Origin of the sequence: Natrialba sp. PRR66, assembly GCF_034808065.1 — an archaeon.
In the GTDB taxonomy this organism is placed as follows: Archaea; Halobacteriota; Halobacteria; order Halobacteriales; family Natrialbaceae; genus Natrialba; species Natrialba aegyptia.
This window is the reverse complement of record NZ_JAXHGN010000001.1, coordinates 1,068,901-1,088,164: the sequence shown is the minus strand read 5'-3', so window position 1 is coordinate 1,088,164 and position 19,264 is coordinate 1,068,901. Positions and strand designations below refer to the sequence as shown.

The 19,264-nt window shown below is 63.5% G+C and carries 13 protein-coding genes; 6 read left to right on the top strand and 7 right to left on the bottom strand.

What is annotated here, in order from left to right:
• Nucleotides 1-119: 119 nt before the first annotated feature.
• From SM755_RS05095 to SM755_RS05085, 3 genes are all read right to left on the bottom strand, one after another.
• The gene (locus SM755_RS05095; protein ID WP_323171714.1) at nt 120-1,316 is read right to left on the bottom strand and encodes a recombinase XerD; all 1,197 of its coding nucleotides are present in this window, start codon (nt 1,314-1,316) and stop codon (nt 120-122) included.
• A 597-nt stretch (nt 1,317-1,913) separates the two neighbouring features.
• Nucleotides 1,914-3,527, bottom strand: a complete 1,614-nt coding sequence (locus tag SM755_RS05090) for an alkaline phosphatase family protein (protein ID WP_323171713.1) — start codon at nt 3,525-3,527, stop codon at nt 1,914-1,916.
• Between the two features lie 217 nt (nt 3,528-3,744).
• A complete protein-coding gene (locus SM755_RS05085; RefSeq protein ID WP_323171712.1) occupies nt 3,745-4,755 on the bottom strand; it encodes a GNAT family N-acetyltransferase in 1,011 nt (336 codons plus the stop codon).
• Nucleotides 4,756-5,029: 274 nt separating this feature from the next.
• On the opposite strand from SM755_RS05085, the gene SM755_RS05080 reads away from it, so the two are divergent.
• Nucleotides 5,030-6,124 carry a DUF1616 domain-containing protein gene (locus tag SM755_RS05080; RefSeq protein ID WP_323171711.1) on the top strand — a complete coding sequence of 365 codons (1,095 nt, stop codon included), beginning with the start codon at nt 5,030-5,032 and terminating at the stop codon, nt 6,122-6,124.
• A 200-nt stretch (nt 6,125-6,324) separates the two neighbouring features.
• On the opposite strand, the gene SM755_RS05075 is transcribed toward SM755_RS05080, so the two are convergent.
• Nucleotides 6,325-6,555 carry a hypothetical protein gene (locus SM755_RS05075; protein ID WP_323171710.1) on the bottom strand — a complete coding sequence of 77 codons (231 nt, stop codon included), beginning with the start codon at nt 6,553-6,555 and terminating at the stop codon, nt 6,325-6,327.
• Between the two features lie 416 nt (nt 6,556-6,971).
• Between SM755_RS05075 and SM755_RS05070 the strand changes: the two genes are divergently transcribed.
• The 5 genes from SM755_RS05070 to SM755_RS05050 all read left to right on the top strand — a co-directional run bounded on the left by SM755_RS05070 (nt 6,972) and on the right by SM755_RS05050 (nt 15,299).
• A complete protein-coding gene (locus SM755_RS05070; protein WP_323171709.1) occupies nt 6,972-8,858 on the top strand; it encodes an MFS transporter in 1,887 nt (628 codons plus the stop codon).
• A gap of 466 nt (nt 8,859-9,324) precedes the next feature.
• Nucleotides 9,325-10,413, top strand: a complete 1,089-nt coding sequence (locus SM755_RS05065; protein WP_323171708.1) for a Gfo/Idh/MocA family oxidoreductase — start codon at nt 9,325-9,327, stop codon at nt 10,411-10,413.
• A 41-nt stretch (nt 10,414-10,454) separates the two neighbouring features.
• A complete protein-coding gene (locus SM755_RS05060) occupies nt 10,455-11,906 on the top strand; it encodes a flippase (protein WP_323171707.1) in 1,452 nt (483 codons plus the stop codon).
• A 363-nt stretch (nt 11,907-12,269) separates the two neighbouring features.
• Nucleotides 12,270-13,715, top strand: coding sequence for a hypothetical protein (locus tag SM755_RS05055; protein ID WP_323171706.1), 1,446 nt, complete (start codon nt 12,270-12,272; stop codon nt 13,713-13,715).
• Nucleotides 13,716-14,303: 588 nt separating this feature from the next.
• Nucleotides 14,304-15,299: a polysaccharide deacetylase gene (locus tag SM755_RS05050; protein ID WP_323171705.1), complete on the top strand. Its 996-nt coding sequence runs from the start codon at nt 14,304-14,306 to the stop codon at nt 15,297-15,299.
• 29 nt (nt 15,300-15,328) lie between these two features.
• Here the strand turns inward: SM755_RS05050 and SM755_RS05045 are convergent, their stop codons facing one another.
• The 3 genes from SM755_RS05045 to SM755_RS05035 form a co-directional block, all read right to left on the bottom strand.
• Nucleotides 15,329-16,348 (bottom strand): GNAT family N-acetyltransferase, encoded by a 1,020-nt coding sequence (locus SM755_RS05045; RefSeq protein ID WP_323171704.1) that lies wholly within the window; start codon nt 16,346-16,348, stop codon nt 15,329-15,331.
• Between the two features lie 131 nt (nt 16,349-16,479).
• Nucleotides 16,480-17,784, bottom strand: a complete 1,305-nt coding sequence (locus SM755_RS05040; protein ID WP_323171703.1) for a glycosyltransferase — start codon at nt 17,782-17,784, stop codon at nt 16,480-16,482.
• Nucleotides 17,781-19,139 (bottom strand): antibiotic ABC transporter permease, encoded by a 1,359-nt coding sequence (locus SM755_RS05035; RefSeq protein WP_323171702.1) that lies wholly within the window; start codon nt 19,137-19,139, stop codon nt 17,781-17,783. Before SM755_RS05035 ends, SM755_RS05040 begins: the two co-directional genes overlap by 4 nt.
• Nucleotides 19,140-19,264: the final 125 nt, after the last annotated feature.

Below are 19,264 nucleotides of genomic sequence, written 5' to 3'. Positions count from 1 at the left end.
AGGATCAGATTCGAAGAAGAGGTGTCAATCGACGAGGGATTCACTCACCGCTCGGTACCGGCAGTCCGTCGAGCGCGAACGCACGAGCGGGACGAACTCGTCTCGGTTCTCGACGGCTGTCAGTTCTCCTCGGCTCCGTTCGGTTTCCCATCCGTGTCGGTCACGTCCGTCACATCGATTCGGAGCGGTTCGTCGACTGGAACGGCGATCGCTCGCTCGCCGGTCGAGATCCGCAACGCCGGCTGTTCGTGCGTCGCCTCGCGCCGCGTTCGCTCGCCGTCGGCCGGCCGCCCGTTCGTTCGCTCGAGTTCGCCGCGGACGCCGCGCGGGGTCAAGTAGTCGCCGTCGACCGCGAGCCCGATGTCCGCACAGAGGCGTTTGAGCACCGATCGGGCTCCTTCGGTCGTGATCGCCGGCGGGGCAATGGCTCGTTCGCGGGCGAGTTCGGTCGCCGTCGCGTCCGCGAGCAGGGATTCGATCTCGCGCTCGTCGTACCCGCGGTCATCGAGTACCGTCCTGACCCGGCGGGCGATCGAGGGAGCGTGTCGCGTCGGAAAGAGGGGCCAGTCGTTCGAGGGCGGATCGAGGACGACCCGGTACCGGCGCAGCGGCGTGCGGGCGGGGGCAAAGAGGGAGACGTCCTCCAGGCGCTGGGATTTCCCGAGGACGCGAATCGTCCCAGTGTAGAAGTCGACGTCGTTCCAGGTCGCGCCGGTCCGTCTGTCGTCTTCGGGCACGCGAAACAGTTCCGAGCCGCGGACGGCGGAGTGGGCGAGGAGCGCGACCATGGCGTACTCGCGCAACCGCGTTCGCCGTTCGACCGGGTCCTGTCGGGTCGTCTCCGAGAGGGCGCGGTTGCGGACGTGGGTTTCCAGTCGGCGGCGCTGTTTGGCACTCCAACTGTCGGCGTCGTCGCGGTCGGTTGCACTCGGCAGGGCCGATTCCGCGAGTTCAGTTGCGGCCGGATTCGTTTCGAGGATGCCGCCGCGGACGCACCACGAGAGGAAGGCCCGGACGACGGCGAAGTAGGTCCGAGCGGACGAGGCGGTGTAGGTACCGCGCTCGGTCTGTCTGTGTAGCTCCTCGGCGTAGGCGCGAGCGTGATCGCTCTCGAGGGCGAACAGCGAGGTCAGACCGAACTCGCGGTCGAGCCAGTCGGCGAATCGACGGAGAATGGATTCGGCGTTCGACGCGTACGCGCCCGCACCCGGCCCGTCGGGATCGCCGACGGCCTTTCGCTGGAGGTAGGCGTCGACGGCGTCCGTGACGGTGACCTCGGCGCTGCTGTCGCCGGCGGCCGGTTCACGGTCAGGCACGCCGGCTCACTCTCCTTGTCCCGTCGATGCGACGACAACGGCGGCCGAGACCGGAATCGTCGCGTCCCGTCATCTGTGTCTCCTACTGCGTCGGCGCGGTAAATCCGTGTTTCGGTGACCCGAGTTCAGAAAAAACACCACCATTTTTCAGATCCTGATTAGTTGGGCTAAATATGGAGACTCGACGGTGGAGAGTGAAGATTGGCAGTTGGGGAGCCATAGCGGTTGGTATCCTCGGGTCAGCCATCTCCCTCACGTTCTTCGAAACGGGTGGATTCCTCTACATGGTTCTGTTTAGTATATTTGGCATCGGTGGTGCATTGCGACTTAGCGGTCGTGCGAAGCTCTACTCTTATTTGCTCCCTGTCATGGGTTTCCTTGCCTTTTTCCTCTCACTAGCGCGCTATCTCAGAGACGGACTTACGACACTAACACTCGCGCTCTTGCTTCTCACTATCGTCGTATTTCTGCGGAGTCTTCAAGGCTACCGCGCTTACTCCTGATACAGCGTATCTCCGATAGACGGCCGTACTGTCCGTACTGATGTGTTACAGGCATCTGAATAGAACCTGTGTTACTATCGACTGGCAGCGCTGCTTACTCGAGATAGCCCAGATCCGCGAGCCGCTGTTCGACCCCCTCATCCGCGGTTTCGACGACTTCACCGTCGTTGCGTCTGTCGTAGGTCGTCTCCCCGCTCGGATCGACACACGGGAGCACCGTCCCGTCCATGCGCTCGTCCGCCGGGACGCCGAGCGTCGCCAGGACGGTCGGTGCGATATCGAAGAGGTGTGCGCTTCCGACGCCAGCGGCGCAGTCGACCCCTGCACCCGTGACGGCGACCGTCCCCTCGAGTTTGTGGTTCCAGGGCTCGCTCGGCGGCCCGAACTGCTCCTCCCGCAGCGTCGCCGACAGGAAGTGCTCGAAGTCCGTCGGAATCGTCACGATGTCGACGGCGCGCTCGCTCTCGGGGCCGTGGAAGAACTCTTCGCGCGGACGGACCGCCTCGAAAACCGGCTCGCCGTCCGGCGTCCGCACCGAGCGGAGGGCGTCGATAACCCGCGTGCGAACCGCCTCGTACTCCGCCTGCGGTACCTGGCCGTTCGGCTCGCGGCCCTCGAGATTGAGCCGGACCCCGAGTTCGATCCGCGAACGCACGTACGCCTGCGAGTTCGGAAAGTCGACCTGGGTCGCGCCCGCGCTGACGAGCCCCGACGGGACGGCAGCGGCGACGAGGTCGGCGAGGCCGAGGCGCTCGAGAATAGCGCCGAGTCGCTGGCTCGTGAGGCCGGCTTTGGCGGCGGCGGCCATCGTCCGCTCCGACAGGCCCGGATCGCGTCGTGTCGTCTCCTCACCGGCCTTGAGGGAGTCGTCTCGGACCGTCGCCCAGGTGGGCATTCCCTCGCCGCCGTCTTTCGTCTCGACGTAGCCCTCCCGGCGGAGGTGTTCGTTCGCCCTGAACTCGTGGCCCGCGTAGGGGCCCATGCCGTGATCGCTGGCGACGATGACGGTGTCGGGGTCGTACGTTTCGAGGATGTCGGCGAGCTGCCGGTCGAGTTCGCGATAGATCGCCCGAATCGCTGCGTCGTTTTCGGGCTCCTTGTGGAAGATGGAGTCGGTCACCTGGAACTCGAGGAAGCCGAACTCGGGGTCGAACCGGTCGGCCAAATACCGGAACGCCTCGCCGCGCATGCGGACGCAGTCGCTGGAGGCGCTGGCGAGGTCGTCGGCGTCTTCGTCGGGATAGACGCGGTACTCGCCGAGTTCGTCCCTGACGTCCGCGAGCAACCCGTCGGGGTGGCAGGCCGGGTCCTCCGGTGCGGTGTAGCCCGGGATCAACGCGCCGCTGAACTCGCGGGGCGGGTGCGTGACCGGGACGTTGACGACGACGCTCGTGATGTCGTGCTCGGAGAGCAACTCCCACAGCGCCAGTTCGCGCACGTCGCTTGCGTTGACCACGTCCCAGTCGTAGCCCTCGAAGGAGAGAAAGCCGAAGACGCCGTGCTTGCCGGGATTCTTCCCGGTGTACATGGACGGCCAGGCGCTCGCCGTCCACGGCGGAATCTGGGATTCGAGGGGGCCGCTCGTCCCGTCCTCGTAGAGCGATTCCAGCGTCGGTACGTCGTCGTTGGCAAACAGCGGCTCCAACACGCGGTCGCAGGCTGCATCGATCCCGACGAGCAGGGTCTGCAGCGAGGAATCGTCGTCCATTGCCGTCGTCTCCGCGGCGGTTCCCTTTCGTTATGGGCGGGGTTACCGCGAGCCGCCAGTTTCTGGGCCTCCACCGGGATCACGATCACCGAAAGCCACCGAGGACCGGGTGTCGGTCAGCCGCCGTGAAACGACGGGTAGCCGCGTCCTACCCTCGTCTCCTCTCCCGTTCCTGGTCTCTCCGCACTCCCAACCCTCTCGTCTAACCCAATGCCGACTACTTGACCGAATCGTACAGCGACGCCACCGTCCGCATTCCCCACGACCCGTACTCCAGACTGTAGTACGTCTCCAGCTCCGGATTGAACTTCGCCTTGTACCGATTGATTCGGCGCGTATCCGCGCCGACGAGATCGTACGTCTCGAGTTCGCGATCGCGGGCGTCCTCCATGATCGCCCAGTCGAGCAGGTCGTTCGTCGGCACGTCCACGTCCGCATCCGTCCGGACGCCGCCCATCCACCGCCCCGTCGTGTCACCGTATTCGAGCGCCAAAATGCCGCCGACGAACTCGCCGTCGACGCGAAGTGTGTACGGTCGGACGTGCCCGTTCGCCGTTCGCTCGGCGAGGTCGAGGACGAACTCGGCCGGCACGTCGAAACCGATTCCCTGCGATTCGTACCGGTTTTTCACCTGCTCGTGAATCAGGCGAATCTCCTCGGAACCGCCGACCGCGACCTCGTAGGCGTCCTCGTCGGCGTTCGTGATATTGCTCCGCGCGTCGCTGCTGAACGACTTCAAGAGTTCGTTGCGCTCTCGCGTGAGGTCAACCGCGTAGGTGTACTCCGGCGTCGCGTCGAACTCGTTCCACTTGAACGGCCGCGAGTCCGCGACGCCCGTGCTCGTCCTGACGTGGGCGTACCGCGGCGAGAGTTCGGTTCGAATCCAGTCGAGACAGCCGTCCGTGAACCGCTGACGACGGCGCTCGCGCTTTCGCTGTTTCAGTTTGCCCATGTTCAGAAACGCCGGGCCGAGGTACGGCACGCGGATGTGTGGCGGCGGCGAGAACACCGTCGTCACGAACTGTTTCCGGAGTTCGAAGACCGGAAAGAGGCCGACCGGTTCCTGCCCCTTGAACCCGATCAGCGGATGGAGCGTCGCGCCCGAATGGTTCGCCTGGACCTCCAGGGCCTCGAGTTCGTGACACAGCGTTCCCTGCGGGGAGCGCTCGACGAACTCGTTCCAGCGCTCGCGGTCCTCGTCGGTCGCAGTGCGAACGTCGATGCTCATCGCGTCACCCCTCCGTGTAGCCGACGAACTCGGGCGTCGATCGACTCGTTCGGAGCGCTCTCGTGGGATGCCTGCAGCGTCGCTCGGCCAGTCATACCGACAGCCTCGCACCGCGAGCACTTTGTAAGCGGCCCGTTTCCACCGGCGACGATCCGACGAGCGGGGCGAACGAGGAGCGAAAGCGGCCACGAGCGGCGTTCTGCGGGATCGTGCGACGTGGGGAGTCTCCGCTCAAGTTCTCGGTTCGGATCGGCCGGTTACGCGACTCGTAACAATGGTGGAACCAGTCGACGCCCGGATAACTGCCTCATACATGAAAGAGCGTTTGACGAATACGACCGAGCCGTCCGCCGCCGTCGGCCAGGGACCCAAAGCTATCGCGTCCCGCCTCCCGACCGACTTGATCGGCGTCGCCGGATTCACTGTACTCGCGGCCGCCCTCCTGCTCGTCGTCGAGCTCACGATGCCGGTCGCTCGCGTCGCGATCGGGTTTCCACTGTTGTTTCTCGCGCCCGGGTACGTAACCGTCTCCGTGCTGTTTCCGCGGGACGAGCCGCCGGCGCGGACCGAACGCGTGCCGCTGATCGGGCAGACGCTGACGGTAACCGGGACCGAACGCGCGGCGCTCTCTTTCGGGCTGAGTTTTGCGCTCCTGCCGCTGCTCGGTCTCCTCATCGCTGCTACACCGCTCGTGTACACGGTAACGGGCGTCGTTGGAACCGTGAGCGGGTTCGTTCTCGTCGGGACCGCTCTCGCCGCTGTACGCCGCGCTCGCGTGCCACGATCCGACCGCTACCGGTTCAGTCTCGGTCGTATCATCGACGCGCTCTATACGGCGGTATTCGGCACGAGTTCACCCGTCCACACGGCGGTCAACGTCGTGTTGGTCGTGAGCATGCTCGTTGCGCTCTCGAGCGTGGGGTACGCGCTCGTCGCGCCGCAGGACGGCGAGCAGTATACGGATATGAAACTGCTCACGGAGGACGACTCCGGTGAACTCGTTACGGCTGACTACCAGACGACGACGGAGCCCGGCGAGTCAGTTCCCATGACGATCAGCGTCGAGAATCAGGAGAACGCCGAGCGGGAGTATACGGTGGTCGTGCAAGAGCAATGGGTCGAGGAGGGGAGCGGAAACGTGTTCAACCGAACGGAACACGAGCGATACTCGTACGAACTCGGAGACGGGGACCGCGAACTCACGAACGGCACCGTGACGCCGGACGCCGAGAGCGGGACGGTTCGAATCGCGGCGTTGCTCTACGAGGGCGAGGTGCCGGAGTCGCCGACGATGGCGAACGCCGACCAGTCGACGTACCTCTGGACGACGATCGAGGAGGCCAGTGGGGACGAAGATACGGACGGGTAACAGTAACGGCAACGAGACTGAACTCGCCGTTGACGACGGGTTCGTTCTTCGGCACACGACAGTGCTATCGACCGCTGCGTACCGTCGCAGCGTCGTGCTGACTTCGAAGACAGCAGGGTTCCGTTGCCACTATTACCGACTGCAACCGTCTCCACGCCGACCGCACACCTGCTTCCCGAACTCGTTCCAGATACCTTCTCTCAAATGAGGGTATCTAGAACGAGTATCACGCCACAGGCTGCTATTGCTGTGCCGCCGACGCGTCCGATCAGAACGGAGACCTCGCTCATCTGGATATCGACCGGACTTTGCGTTGTTCCGACAGACTTCGTCCACCGGTTGAATAGATCGATGAGTGGATGGTTTATAATCAGCGGGATACCAATAAGGATCAACAGCACACCTGACAGCACCTTTGCGAGGGGAGTCACGTGATACGCATCCGATTCTACCCGTATGTATTGTCCGATACACGCTATTTGAAAGGGTTGGACGACGGGGTACGCGGCCACTCAACGTCTCCTTCGGGCCGCTACCCTGCGGTGGCCGTCTCGATCCCTCACTCTTGTCACTACACCATCCCTGCTATCGCTTCTTTGCCAGCGCCCGTTGCAGGGAATCTGGAGCGCAATATAGTAGCCACTGAAAGTCAGTGCACACCTGATCGTGCGACAGCTGTACGATCAGTGTGTAAACCGTTTCAGTTGTTACTATACGCCTCGTTTCGTCGGGTAACTCCGGCCGCTTCGCACTGTTTCTCGTATCGAACGAACGGTACACGCAGACTTACGGTCAGCAATCGGTGAATAACAAGGATAGCTATCGGATAACGTCGCAGCAGCACCGAATGTCTTCCCAGTCAGCCGCCTCTGACGATCCGTTTCGGAAACTCGCGCTCGCTATCGGCTTCCTCACGGTCGCCGTCACCGCGTTTCTCGCCCACGAGTCGCCGGCGGCCGGATACGAACTCTCGATATACACGATGACCCCCGACCAGGTCTGGGTCGGTCTGCTCGTGGCGATGAGTATCGCCCTCGCCGTCGCGTTCGTACCGGGCAGGCGCTCTGGCGACGGTAACGACGCCACCAACGGAAACGACGGCGACGAACCGTCGCGCGGACTCTTTACCAGCCGCCTGCTCGCTCTCGGACTCGGCGGGCTGGCGATGACCGTCTTCGCCGCACTGCCCATCATCCGCGGCTACCGCTTTTTCGGGCACCACGACGCGTTAACGCATCTGGGCTGGGCTCGCGCCATCGCCGAGGGGACGATCGTGCCGTTCGACCTGTACTATCCCGGTATCCACACCGTGACCGTCCTGGTCAACGCGGTCCTCGGCACCTCGCTGGAACACTCCCTGATGCTGACCGTCTTCCTCTCGCTCGTCGTCTTCTGGGTGTTCGTCCCGCTCTGTATCGGAACGGTCGTCTCGGACCGACGAGCAGTCGTGATCGCTACGTTCTCCTCGTTCTTGCTGTTGCCGATCACGACGATCTCGATGTTCATGACCGCCCACGCGATGTCACAGGCGGTGCTGTTCTCGGCGCTGCTGTTCTACCTGTTCGTGAAGTATCTCCGCGCGGACCGGACACTGGCGTCGGTTTCGGCCGTCGGCATCGCGCTCGCAGTCACCTCTATCGCGACCGTCGTCTACCACCCGCAACTCGTCGCCCACTTGATCGTCGTCTTCCTCGGAATCAGTCTCGTCCAGTTCCTCGCCCGGCGGATCGCAGCGACCGGTCGGATCGCCTCGCAGACGCCCATGTACGGCCAGTCACTCTTTCTGGTGGCGCTGTTTCTCGTCTGGACCTCGAATCACGGCTTCTTCGGCGGCATAATCGACCACTTCCTCGGTTCGGCGGTCGAGTTCATCCTCGCGGGGAGCAACACTGCGGGTGATTCGGTCGCGATGCAGGGGGCGTCGCTCGGTGCGATCGGGGGCAGCCTCGTCGAGATCTTCCTCAAGTTATTCCTGCCACAGCTCGTGTTTTCGATACTCGCTGGCGGATTGATTCTCGTTGCCGTCTTCGTCCGAGGCTCGGACTGGCTGGCGAGGATTCGACCCGAAACGCTGTACTTCGGGGTCGCTCTGGTCGGGCTCGTGCCGCTGTTTGGCATCTACTTCCTCGCGCCGGATTCGACGATGTACTTTCGGGTCTTCGGGTTGATGATGGTCTTCGTAACCCTCCTCGGTGCGCTCGCAATCTACGGCCTGTGCAGTCGTTTCTCGGGTACGAGCCGCTGGCGACAGTCTCGGTTCGTTCCCTCGGGACAGCCGCTGCTCGCCGTCGGCTTTGCGCTCTTGCTCTTGCTCTCGCTGGCTGCCGTCTTCTCCTCGCCATACACCTACACGCCAACCGCACACGTCAGCGATCAGGATATCCAGGGCTACGAAACGACCTTCGACGATCGAGACGCCGAGGTCGATCTCGTCGGATTGCGAAACGGTCCGAACCGTTTCGACGACGCCGTCAACGGGAACGCAGAGCGCATGCGAGTTCACCGGGACGTTCCCGAGTCGACGCTCGGCAGGAATCTCACCGAGGAGTTCGAAGAGGATCGGTATCTCGTGTTGACCCAGTACGATTACGATCGGGAGGTGATTGCCTACGGTGAACTCCGGTACAGCGACGCGCAGTTCAGTGCCGTCGAGAACGAGCGGGGGGTCAGCCGCATCCACTCGACGGACGAGTTCGAGCGCTACTACGTCGATACCGAGATGGGGGACACGTAAGGAACTGAGCGGCTTGCACGACGCGTTTCGAACGGGTTCGGTTGGTCCGTTTTCGAGTATTGTGGGCACTCTGTTGTTTCGGTGTCGGTGCTGTCGCGGTGTCGCGCTGTCGTGGCAGCGCTGTTGTGGCGGTGATGCTGTCGTGGTGTCGGCGCTGTTATAGGAACAAGCTGTACCGTTCCCGGAGCGGTGTCGCTCTCGGTGTCTTACTGGTTCCTGACGCGTGTTCGCTGGCGTCCCGCCTTCGATTGCGGAACCCACTACTCACTGCTCGCGACGGAGTGGACGCGAGATTCGGTCCCTTTCGAAGACGCAGGCACCAGTTACCGCTGTGGCGGGCAGCCGAGGAAGAGTTCCCAATTCGGCTGCTATAGCGCCGTTTCCGTCGGATCTGGTGGGAAAACGATCCTGGGGATCGGTAATAGATCTATAACAATACCACTGTCTGTGCGTCTTTCGCAGGAGAATGACAGTCAAAACGGCAGTAATCGGCGCGGGAACAGTTTCGGAGGTTCATCTGTCCGGCGTCGCCAAGAACCCCCAAACTGACCTCGTTGCGATCTGTGATCTCGACTTCGAGCGCGCGCGCCAGGCGGCACGGCAGTACGACATCACGCCGTATGCGGATATCGATGACCTGCTCGACCAGGAATCGCTCGACTGGCTCCACGTGTGTACGTCGGTCCAGAGCCACCTACCCCTCGGCAAACGCGCGATCGAGGCCGGCGTCCCGCTGTTGATCGAGAAGCCGGTCACCGAGACGATCGAGGAGATCGAAGAACTCGAGGCGTTCGCAGCCGAACACGACGTGCCGGTGTCGCCCGTCCACCAGCACGTCTTCGATCCGTCGATGCGGGCCGCCCGTCGGCTCATCGACGCGGGCGAACTCGGACAGATTCGCGGCGTCGATCTGATCTACACCGGTCTCTCTTCGCCAGACGAGGCGAACCGCGGCACCTGGGTCTTCGATCTCCCCGGCGGCGAGTTCGAGGAAGGACTGCCCCACCCGCTCTACTCTGCACTTGCTCTCAGTGGCTATCCCGAGAGTGAGGACTCGATTTCGAGTCTCACGCGGCTCATCGGCGACTACGACGACGAGTTCGCCTACGACGCGGCCCAGTTGCAGTACGTCACCGAGGACGACGTGTTGTGTAACCTGAAGATGCTCTCGAGTTCGAAGCCGCGACACGAGATTTACGTCCACGGCTCCGAGCAGTCGATCCACCTGGATCTGATTCTCCAGACGGTCCAGACGGTCGACGACGACTATCACCTGTCCTCGTTCAAGAAAGGAAAGGAGGCGGTCACCCGCTCGGCGAGCTACCTGTCGGGGCTCCTTTCGAACGCCAAACTCGTCGCCGATGGACAGCTGAACGACGACTGGGAGACGGCGACGCGAATGAACCCCCACTACGCGCAGTTCGACCGGACCGCCCGCGCGCTCGAACGCGGTGCCGAAATGCCCGTGTCGCTCGAATCGTCGAAGTGGACGATCCGCTTGCTCGAAGAACTCCGCCGTGCGAGTACACCGCCCGTTCGTACCCCAACGCCGTAACACGCGCTGCGCTCACGACACAGTTATTAGATAGCTAATATATGAAGGAGAAGCTCCTCTCCGGGTTTCGAGCGACGCTCGGCGCAGAGATCGTTCGAACGGTCGCAAAGGGCGTTCTCACCGTCTCGCTCGCCCGACTCTTCCTGACGCCGGACGAGTACGGTATCCTCTTTCTCGCTATCTCCGTCTTCAGCGCGTCCTTGCTCTGTAGTCGACTCGGTATTCCCCGATCGACGGCTCGGTATATCGCGGAATACCGCGAAACCGACCCCGGACAGGTCCCCTACCTCGTCCAGAGTTCGCTGCTGTTCCTCGGTATCGTCATGCTGACCGTCGCCGCCGCGGTCACGGTCTTTCACCAACTCCTGGCCGATCTATTCGGCGAGCCGGAACTGGCTCCCCTCCTGTTGCTGGGTGGCGTCTACATCAGTGCCTGGACGCTGAACTCGTACGTCCACACGCTTTTCCAGGGGTTCAATCGCATCACCTGGAGCGCGAGGGTGACGATCATCACGAACGCATCGACCCTTCTGTCCGTCGTTGCTTTCCTCCTAACCGGAAGCGGCGTGATCGGCGCTCTCACCGGCTACATCATCGGGTATGCGCTCGGCGCGGTGTACGGACTGGTCCTCCTGTATCGCCTGGTCGCCGAGTTCGACCGCGCCGCCGAACCCGAACCCGGACTGCGCCGGCGATTGATCGAATACAGCCTCCCGCTGACGGTTTCCGACGGCGCAAACGTCGTCTACAAACAGGTCGACACGCTCCTCATCGGCGCGTTTCTCACGCCGGCCGCGGTCGGCTACTACGTCCTCGCCAAACAGATTTCGGACTTCGTCATCGCGCCTGCGAGTTCACTCGGGTTCACCGTCTCGCCGTCCTACGGCGAGTACAAGGCAAACGGTGAACTCGAGGAGGCGGCGCGGATGTACGAAACGACGTTCAAACACAATGTGGTGTTCTACGTGCCGGCGGCGGCGGGGTTGATCGTCGTTGCGGACCCGCTGATCCGGTACGTATTCGGGTCGGAGTATCTCGGCGCGATTCCGGTAATCCAGGTGTTCGCGCTCTTCATCGTCTTCCAGTCGATCGACAAGATCACGAACGACGCTCTCGACTATCTCGGGCGGGCGACCCACCGAGCCGTCTCGAAGGGTGCGACGGGCGCGTTCAACTTCGGGCTGAATTTGGTCCTTATTCCAACGATCGGCGTGGTCGGCGCGGCGATCTCGACGGTCGTGAGTTACGGGATCATGGTCGCCGTGAATATCTATCTCATCCACACTGAACTCCCGATATCGCCGCGGTACCTCGCCAAGTCGGTCGTCATGGTCTCCGGGATCGCACTCTCGATGGCGCTGGTCGTGCTGTTGGCGCTTCCCGCCGCGACGAACCTCGTCTCCTTGCTCGCCGTTATCGGACTCGGCGTTACGCTCTGGGCACTCTTCTCCGTGACGAGCGGGCTGGTAGACATCCACAGCGTTCGTTCCTGAATAGCAGCGACCCAGAGTTCCGTTTCGAGGCGAATTAGGTCAGCACCGACCGCTCGCCGTAGCCAGTATCGTGAACCGCTTCGGGGTTAAGCCCGAGACACTCCCCTTACTTCCCTGTGGTTCCCGCCTCTAACGGCCTCTGTTCAGTGTTTTCTGGTGAATTGGACGCGCCGTACTCCGTCTCCTCTCGGGGCGTTCGCTTTCGTCCTGTTCTCTCATAGCCACTATATATTGGGATATAAAATCTAAGGAGTGAACATTCATGCGGTTTTTATAATAATATCACGAGTAATTGACTGTTATATTGGATTATACTAAGGGAAACAGAAGGTTTATGTTTACGACTTCAAATTCCCTGACTGTATGGCACGCGATACGGTACTGGATGACGACGGATCTAGCGATCGGAAACCACCGGAAGGCAGCCGGGCAACGGAGAGTAATAGCGGATTACTCCACCGGCGCAGGTACCTCGGACTCGTCGGGTCTGCGGCGGCGGCGCTTGCAACGACGGTTGGAACCGGCGCGGCGGCCGAAGACTACGAGGAGATCACCGTCGCAGCAGGTGACTCCCAGACGGTGCGTCTCGACGATGGAGAGACGTTTTCGAACGTTCTCATCGACATCACCGCCTCCAACGCTTCCTTCCACATCCGGGCGATCGCGGACGACTGGGAGATCCGCAACATCGGCTTCCGCGGCAACTGGGATAGCACGGAAAAGGAGAACGCGATCATCTGCCAGGTCAACAGTGCAAACGCGACCGGGCTGATCGAGAACGTCTACTTCATGGGGAGCGAAAACGACGACACCTACCCAGGGATCACCGGCATCAACGTCGCAAACGGTCACGCCGGCGACCTCGAAATTCGAAACGTTAACATTCAGAACTGCCCTGACAACTCGATCTACGGGAGCAACCCCGGCGACTCCTCCGCTCACCCAAGCGGTTCCGGTGGTGGCGGCCCGGTCGTCATCAAGGACTCCTACGCTCGCAACTCCAGGGCCGGCGGATTCCGCGTCGGCACCGACGGCTCGCGCGTCGAAAACTGCGTGATCACCGAGTGTGACAAAGGCATCTGGGGCTATTACGAGCACGCGGAGGTCGTGGACAGCGACATCTCCAACTCCCACCACGCCGACATCGTCTGTGGGGCTCCGGACTGGCAGAAGGCCCAGAACGCAGAAATCACCGTCACGGACGCCCGGTACGGGTCGGAAAACAATCGCGGCGCAGCGATCCACGGCTCCTCGGCCGGCACGCCACAGCGCACCGAACCGGGTGACGTCGACGGCGTTCCACTGAGTCCGGAGGAGGCCGCTTCCGGTTCGTCGTCCACGTCCACCCAAACGGCCGACGGCTCCGACGACACGACTGACGACGAGAACGAGGGCGAAGAGGGAAATGAGAACTCGGCGGACGAGCACCTCCTCTCGTTCGTCACCGAACCCGGTGCCCGGTACGCAGGCTATGAGTTCAGTGCCGAGGGATCGGTCGAGTTCACCGAAGCGCCAGCCGAGAGTCCGTCCGGGAAGCCGATCGAAGGTGGCACGTACGTTGCCGAGGACTTCATCGAAGACGGCGACGGCGACGAGACGTGGCACGCCGGCGGCGTGACCGGTGGCGGCTACGGTGATGCCTTCTGCGTCGCGGGCGCGGTGACAGCGATCGATATCGAACAGCCCGACGTCATGTGGGTTGAACTCGACGGCGAGAAGGTATCGCCGGAGACGGTGATCGAACGGACGAGTAGTGGCGGCGGTAAAAGCGAAGACGAGGATGAGACCGAATCCGGCGATAGCAACTAGGACGGATCAGCCGGTCGGTCGAACGTGATCGTCATCAACGCGAACGGATCGACGGCGAGACATCGTTCTCGTTCGCGGTCACCGGCGATATCCAACACACGTCGTATCCGGGTTCCAGGTCGGCACCATCGACGGCTCCGCAGACAAGGGGACGATCGAAAGCGGCTGTGATGCCTCCGAGTTCAGCGGTGAGATTACGAACGTCCGACTCGCCGGGAACGCCGATGTCGACTTCGAGTACGACGTGCGATAAGGGGCGTCTGAGCGGCGACTAGCCGATCCCGTTCGGCATTTTCTTCCGGTCCGGATACGTCTGCGACGAGCGACTGCCGGTTCTTCACCACGGTAGGTGGTGCCTATAGCTGTCCACCCGCGCGGAAACGCACTGAGGACGATTTGACGAGACGGCTGTGCGCCCTGCAATCGGGCGGGCGATGCCGTTCCGCGGTGACTATCAATGGCTGCATCGGATAACCGTCTCCATACTAATAGTTCACCTTGCCAATCACTTCGGTGTGCGAAGTCGTTGACACCGTCGTGACGGTCTCGACCGCTCGAATGGCCTTCGACAGCACCACACTCTAACACATGGGCAGTGTACTCATCTCGATCGACGCCGAACTCGCGTGGGGGTTTCACGACCTCGATCAGCCGCCAGTAGAGAGAGTGCAGAACGCACGCTGGGGGTGGCGACGCCTCCTCGAACTCCTCGACGCCTACGAGGTCCCGGCGACCTGGGGCGTCGTCGGTCACCTCCTGTTAGAACGCTGTGACGGCCGCCACGCCGGCCATCCGGCCGCGCGGGACGGCTGGTTCGACCGCGACCCCGGCGGCAGGGCCACCACCCACGACCACTGGTTCGGCATGGACCTCGTCAACGCCGTCAGAGACGCCGATGTCGAGCACGAACTCGGCTGTCACTCGTTCTCCCACGCGTGTTTCGACCCCGAGGTGACCGACCGCGCCGTCGCCGAGGCTGAACTCGCGGCCTGTTTGACTGCGGCCCGCGATCGAGGCCTCTCGTTCGACTCGTTTCTCTTCCCGCGAAACGACATTGGGTATACGGAGCTGCTGGCCGAGTACGGGTTCAGCTGCTACCGCGGTCGCTCGCCGGCGCAGTGGTACGACAGGCCGTGGTTGTATCCGATCGGCAAGTTCGCAAGTTATACGGCCGGGATGACGCCCCCGCCGCTGGTGACGCCGGAGGTCGACGAAAACGGCATCGTCAACGTGCCGGGATCGCTGTGTCTGTTCTCGTTCGAGGGACTTGCGCGATCGATCGTCGAGCCGGTCGTCGGCGATCCGGTGGTTCGGAAGGCCGCACTGGGTATCGACGCTGCGGCGGCGGGCGATGGAATCTGCCATCTCTGGTTGCATCCGAACGATCTGACGACGCCTCGACGCGTCGCCCGACTCCGGCGGATTCTCGAGATCATCGACGAGCGCCGTCGGGAGTCGGATCTGCGCGTCGAGACGATGCGAGCGGTCGCTCGGCGAACGAAACGACGGGCGGCCGACGGTTACAGAAGCGAGCCGGCGCTCGAGGCGGCGAAACCGGAACGAAGCGTCCAGCGAATACGGTAGCCGGGAGGCGCTTTAGAAGATGGTGGTCGCTACTTCAACGAACCGGCCACGCGCTCGTAGGCCGATTTCGCGAGCGTCATCTCGAGCCCGGCGGACTCGACGACGTAGTACGGCCGGAGGTTGCCGTTGAACTTGCCCTTGTACTCACAGAGGCGTTCGGTGTTCGCGCCGACGAGATCGTAGCCCGTCACCGACTCGAGTTCGGGATCGGTGACGAGATCCTCAAGGATCACGCGGTGCAGGCAGTTGTTGACGCTGACGTGCTCGTAGGAGGCCGTGACGCCGCCTTGCCAGTAGTAGGCCAGGTCGTTCGAGAAGAGGGTGATGATGCCGCTCTTGTACGTCCCATCGGGCGTGCGCGCCACGTACACGCGCCAGCGATCGTCGTCCAGGTTCGAGAGCAGGTCCCGAAGGAAAGGCCGGGTCATCGGCGCGGTGTCGTCGTACTCCTCGTACTGGTCCACGACATCGTCGTAGATCCGCAGCGCCGCGTCGATGCCCTCGGTTTCGATCGAGAGGTCGAGTTCGTCGTACCGGCGCATCTCGTTGCGGAGGCTCTTGCTGAACCCCGCCATCGCGTCGTCGAGGTCGGCACAGTCCTCGAGATCCACGACGTAGGTGAACTGCGGTTCGATCGTGAACTCGTTCCAGCCGTACGGCCGCGGATCGGCGTAGCCGAGCGGACAGGTCATTCGGAACAGCGTCGAGCGCCTGTGCGTTTCGAGGTCCTCGAGGACGCCCTCGGCGAGCGCGGCATTTATCCGCTCCCACTTGCGCCGTTTAGGACTGTTCGGGTTGATGACTGGCCCGAGTCGCGGGACGCCGAGGGAGAGCGCCGGCGAGAAGACGGTGCGGCCGACGGACTTCTCGTCGACGAAGACGGGAAGCAGTCCGACCGCCTGCTGTCCCTTGAACGCGCCGTACAGTCGCAGGTCGCCGCCGGTGTGGGCGTCGAGCACGGCGAGTGCGTCCGGATCGTGAAAAACTTCGAAACCGCTCCGTGGAAGTGCGTCCCCCCACTCCGAGAGGTCGAGTCGTTCGATTTCCATGTAGGTCCGGCTGCGATGACTGACCGTTTTGTTACCACGTGGTTACCGCCCCGTAACGCGTCCGATCCACGATCTGCACGCTGGCGGGACCGATCACCTTCGTCCCCGGCGAACTGACACCGCCCTCGCGGTCACGTCGCAGCAGCCGTCTCGAGCGCAGCCACAATTCGCCGCCAGTCCGCGCCGGCCTGCGCCATCGAGAACTCGTCTCGGACCGCGGTCGCGTTCGCCGCGAGCGACGCCCGCAGGTCCGGCTCGTCCAGACAGCGCGCCATCGCCGCGGCGTACGTCTCGGGCTCCCGATCGGCCACGACGAGGCCGTTCTCGCCGTCCGTGACGGCGTCCGGAATCGAGCCGACCCGCGGAACGACGGGAGCGAGTTCAGTTGCCATAGCTTCGAGGAGGACGAGCGGCAGCGCATCCCGCTCCGACGTGAGGACGAAGGTTTCCGAACGGTGGTAGTACGCGAGCGGGTCGTCGACCCAGCCCGCGAGTTCGATCCGATCGTCCAGCCCCCGAGCCCGAATGTCGGCCGCGACCGACTCGTAGAGCGGCCCGTCGCCGACCATCACTGCGCTGAACTCGCGTTCGGTCGCGTCGAGTTCGGCGGCGGCGGCGACGAAGCGGTGGGGGTCTTTCTCGGCGCTGAAGCGGCCGACCCAGAGGAAGTCGACCGTTTCGCCGGTTGTTTCGTTCCTTTGGTCTTTCTCGTCCGCGTCTGTGTCCGTGTCTGTGTTCGTGTCCGCGTCCACGTCTGCGTCCGTTTCCGCGTCCGAGACCGAGCCGCCGCCGGTCGCGCGATCAGTGGGCGGGCGGTATGTATCCGCGTCGATCGGGTTCGTCAGGCGCTCGATCCGCGCGGACGGGACGCCACACCGGGCGAGCCGGTCGGCGTGGTCGGAGCCCGGAACCGAGACGATATCGAACCGTCGGAATAGCCAGCGTACGAGCGGGCCGTACCACTGCGCGGCGTGGTGATCGAGGTCGATACCGATGATCCCGAGGTGCGCCGGATAGCCGTAGACGGCCTTCAGCGCGAGCGCGTAGCAGCCGTAGGGAAACAGCGAGATCGAGGCGACCGCGTCGTAGTCGTTCCGGCAGCCCTCGTACAGCGCGAGAACGAAGAGGAGCGCGATGCGAAGGAGGCGGGGACCGACCTGGGGCACCGCGACGTTTCGCGCCGCGTCGACGCCCTCGACGGGAGCGAGCGAGACGAGCGTCGTCTCGCCGGCCGCGTCCGCGAGCGGGCCGTAATGGCGTTCGTTCTTGTGAGCGAGTCCGGTCACGACGAGAACTCGTTGCGTTTCGGCGACCTCGCGTTCGAGTTCGGGTCCGGACGCCGCGCCCGCTTCGGACGACCCGCCGTCCGCGCCATTCGCCGACGCCGCCGATCCAGATGCCGTCTGCGGCGCGCTACCGACCCCCCGCCGGCTCATCGCTTCCCGTCGGCTGACTCTCGATCGTCCACGAGCGCCGTTCGATCCGTCCCCCGGGCCGCGTCGTCGCTCGCCAGCATGAACTCCGAGAGCGCGTAGGCCATCCAGCCCTGACACCACCGCATCAGGGTCACGCGCTTCGTGTGGTGGCGATACTGCCGATAATAAAATCGCCCCTCCTCGCCCTCGACCCGCAGGTTCGCGAGCACCCACCGGAGAATTCGCTCGGCGAACTCGAGTTCACCTTCGCGCGTGAAGACGAGCATCCCCTGCGTGCTGGCGTGGATGTCGCGGGGATAGGCGTTGCCCTCGTCGAAGTTCGGGGCCCCGTCGAGTTCGAACAGTTCCTCCCGGTAGAACTCGAGCGCCGTCGAGAGCGTGTCGGCGTAGCGCCCGTCGTCGATCGCGTCGCGGTAGCGCTGGAAGGCCTCGATGACGAACCCGTTGTGGTGGCTGTCCATCGAGAGGTGCGACGCCGAGGCCGGGAGCCGGTAGGGCCAGCCGCCGACGTCAGTCTGGGCCGCCGCGATATGGTCGAGAATGTTCGTCGCGCGCTCGCTGAACTCGTCGTCGCCGAAGAACTCGTAGAGGTCGACGAGCATCGCAGCGCCGACGGCGGCCGCGTTGATGGTGTAGGAGTCCTCGGGGTGGTTCATGTGGTAATCGATCTTCGCTCCTTCGTCGACCTCCCGGTAGTTCAGGTCCTCGACGAGGAAGTCGGCCGCCGTTCGGGCGAGGTCGGCGTACTCGCTCGTGGCTTCGTCGTGGCGGGCGGCCTGCAGGAAGGCGCGGACGGCGTAGGCGGTCGAGACGATGTCGGGGTCGCTCGGCACGCCCTTGGTGTGAAGGTGCTGGATCGGATGGCGGTGGCCGCCGCAGAAGCCGCTGTAGTCGGTGATCCGTTCGTCGGCGAGCCAGTCGGCCAGTCGGTCGGCCTCGCCGAGCGGATCGCAGGCCGGCGAGACTGCATCGCTCCGTCTCGCGAGGTCGTGGTAGTTCAGGTTGGCCATCGCGAACAGCGCCGCGCCCTTGTAGTTGCGTTTGCACTCGACCCGAAACAGCGGTCTGACATCGACGGGCGTGCGTTTGACCGTCTCCTGAACGACGAGATTGAGCGCGCGGTTCTCGAAGGGAAGCGACTGAACGAGCCGGCTGCTCAGTCCGTCGCCGTAGTCCGGCCCGACGTAGTCGTGTCGTCGGGCGTAGGCGAGCGTTGCATCGAGGACGGGACCATACTGGTCGAAATCGATCGTGCGCGCCCCGGTGCTCGCCGACGAACCGCCCGCGGCAGCGGCGTCTCTGGGAGTGTCGGACTCGGTCGTCGCGGTGAGGTGGGAACGTCCGTGCGACTGCATCTACTGATCGCTGGCCCGTGCGAGCCATTAGTATCCGCTCACTACCCGACAGACGGACCGGCCGCCGATCCGGTATCCGACGAGTTCGTCTCGACCGGACAGTCCGTCGAACTGGTATGCAGGCG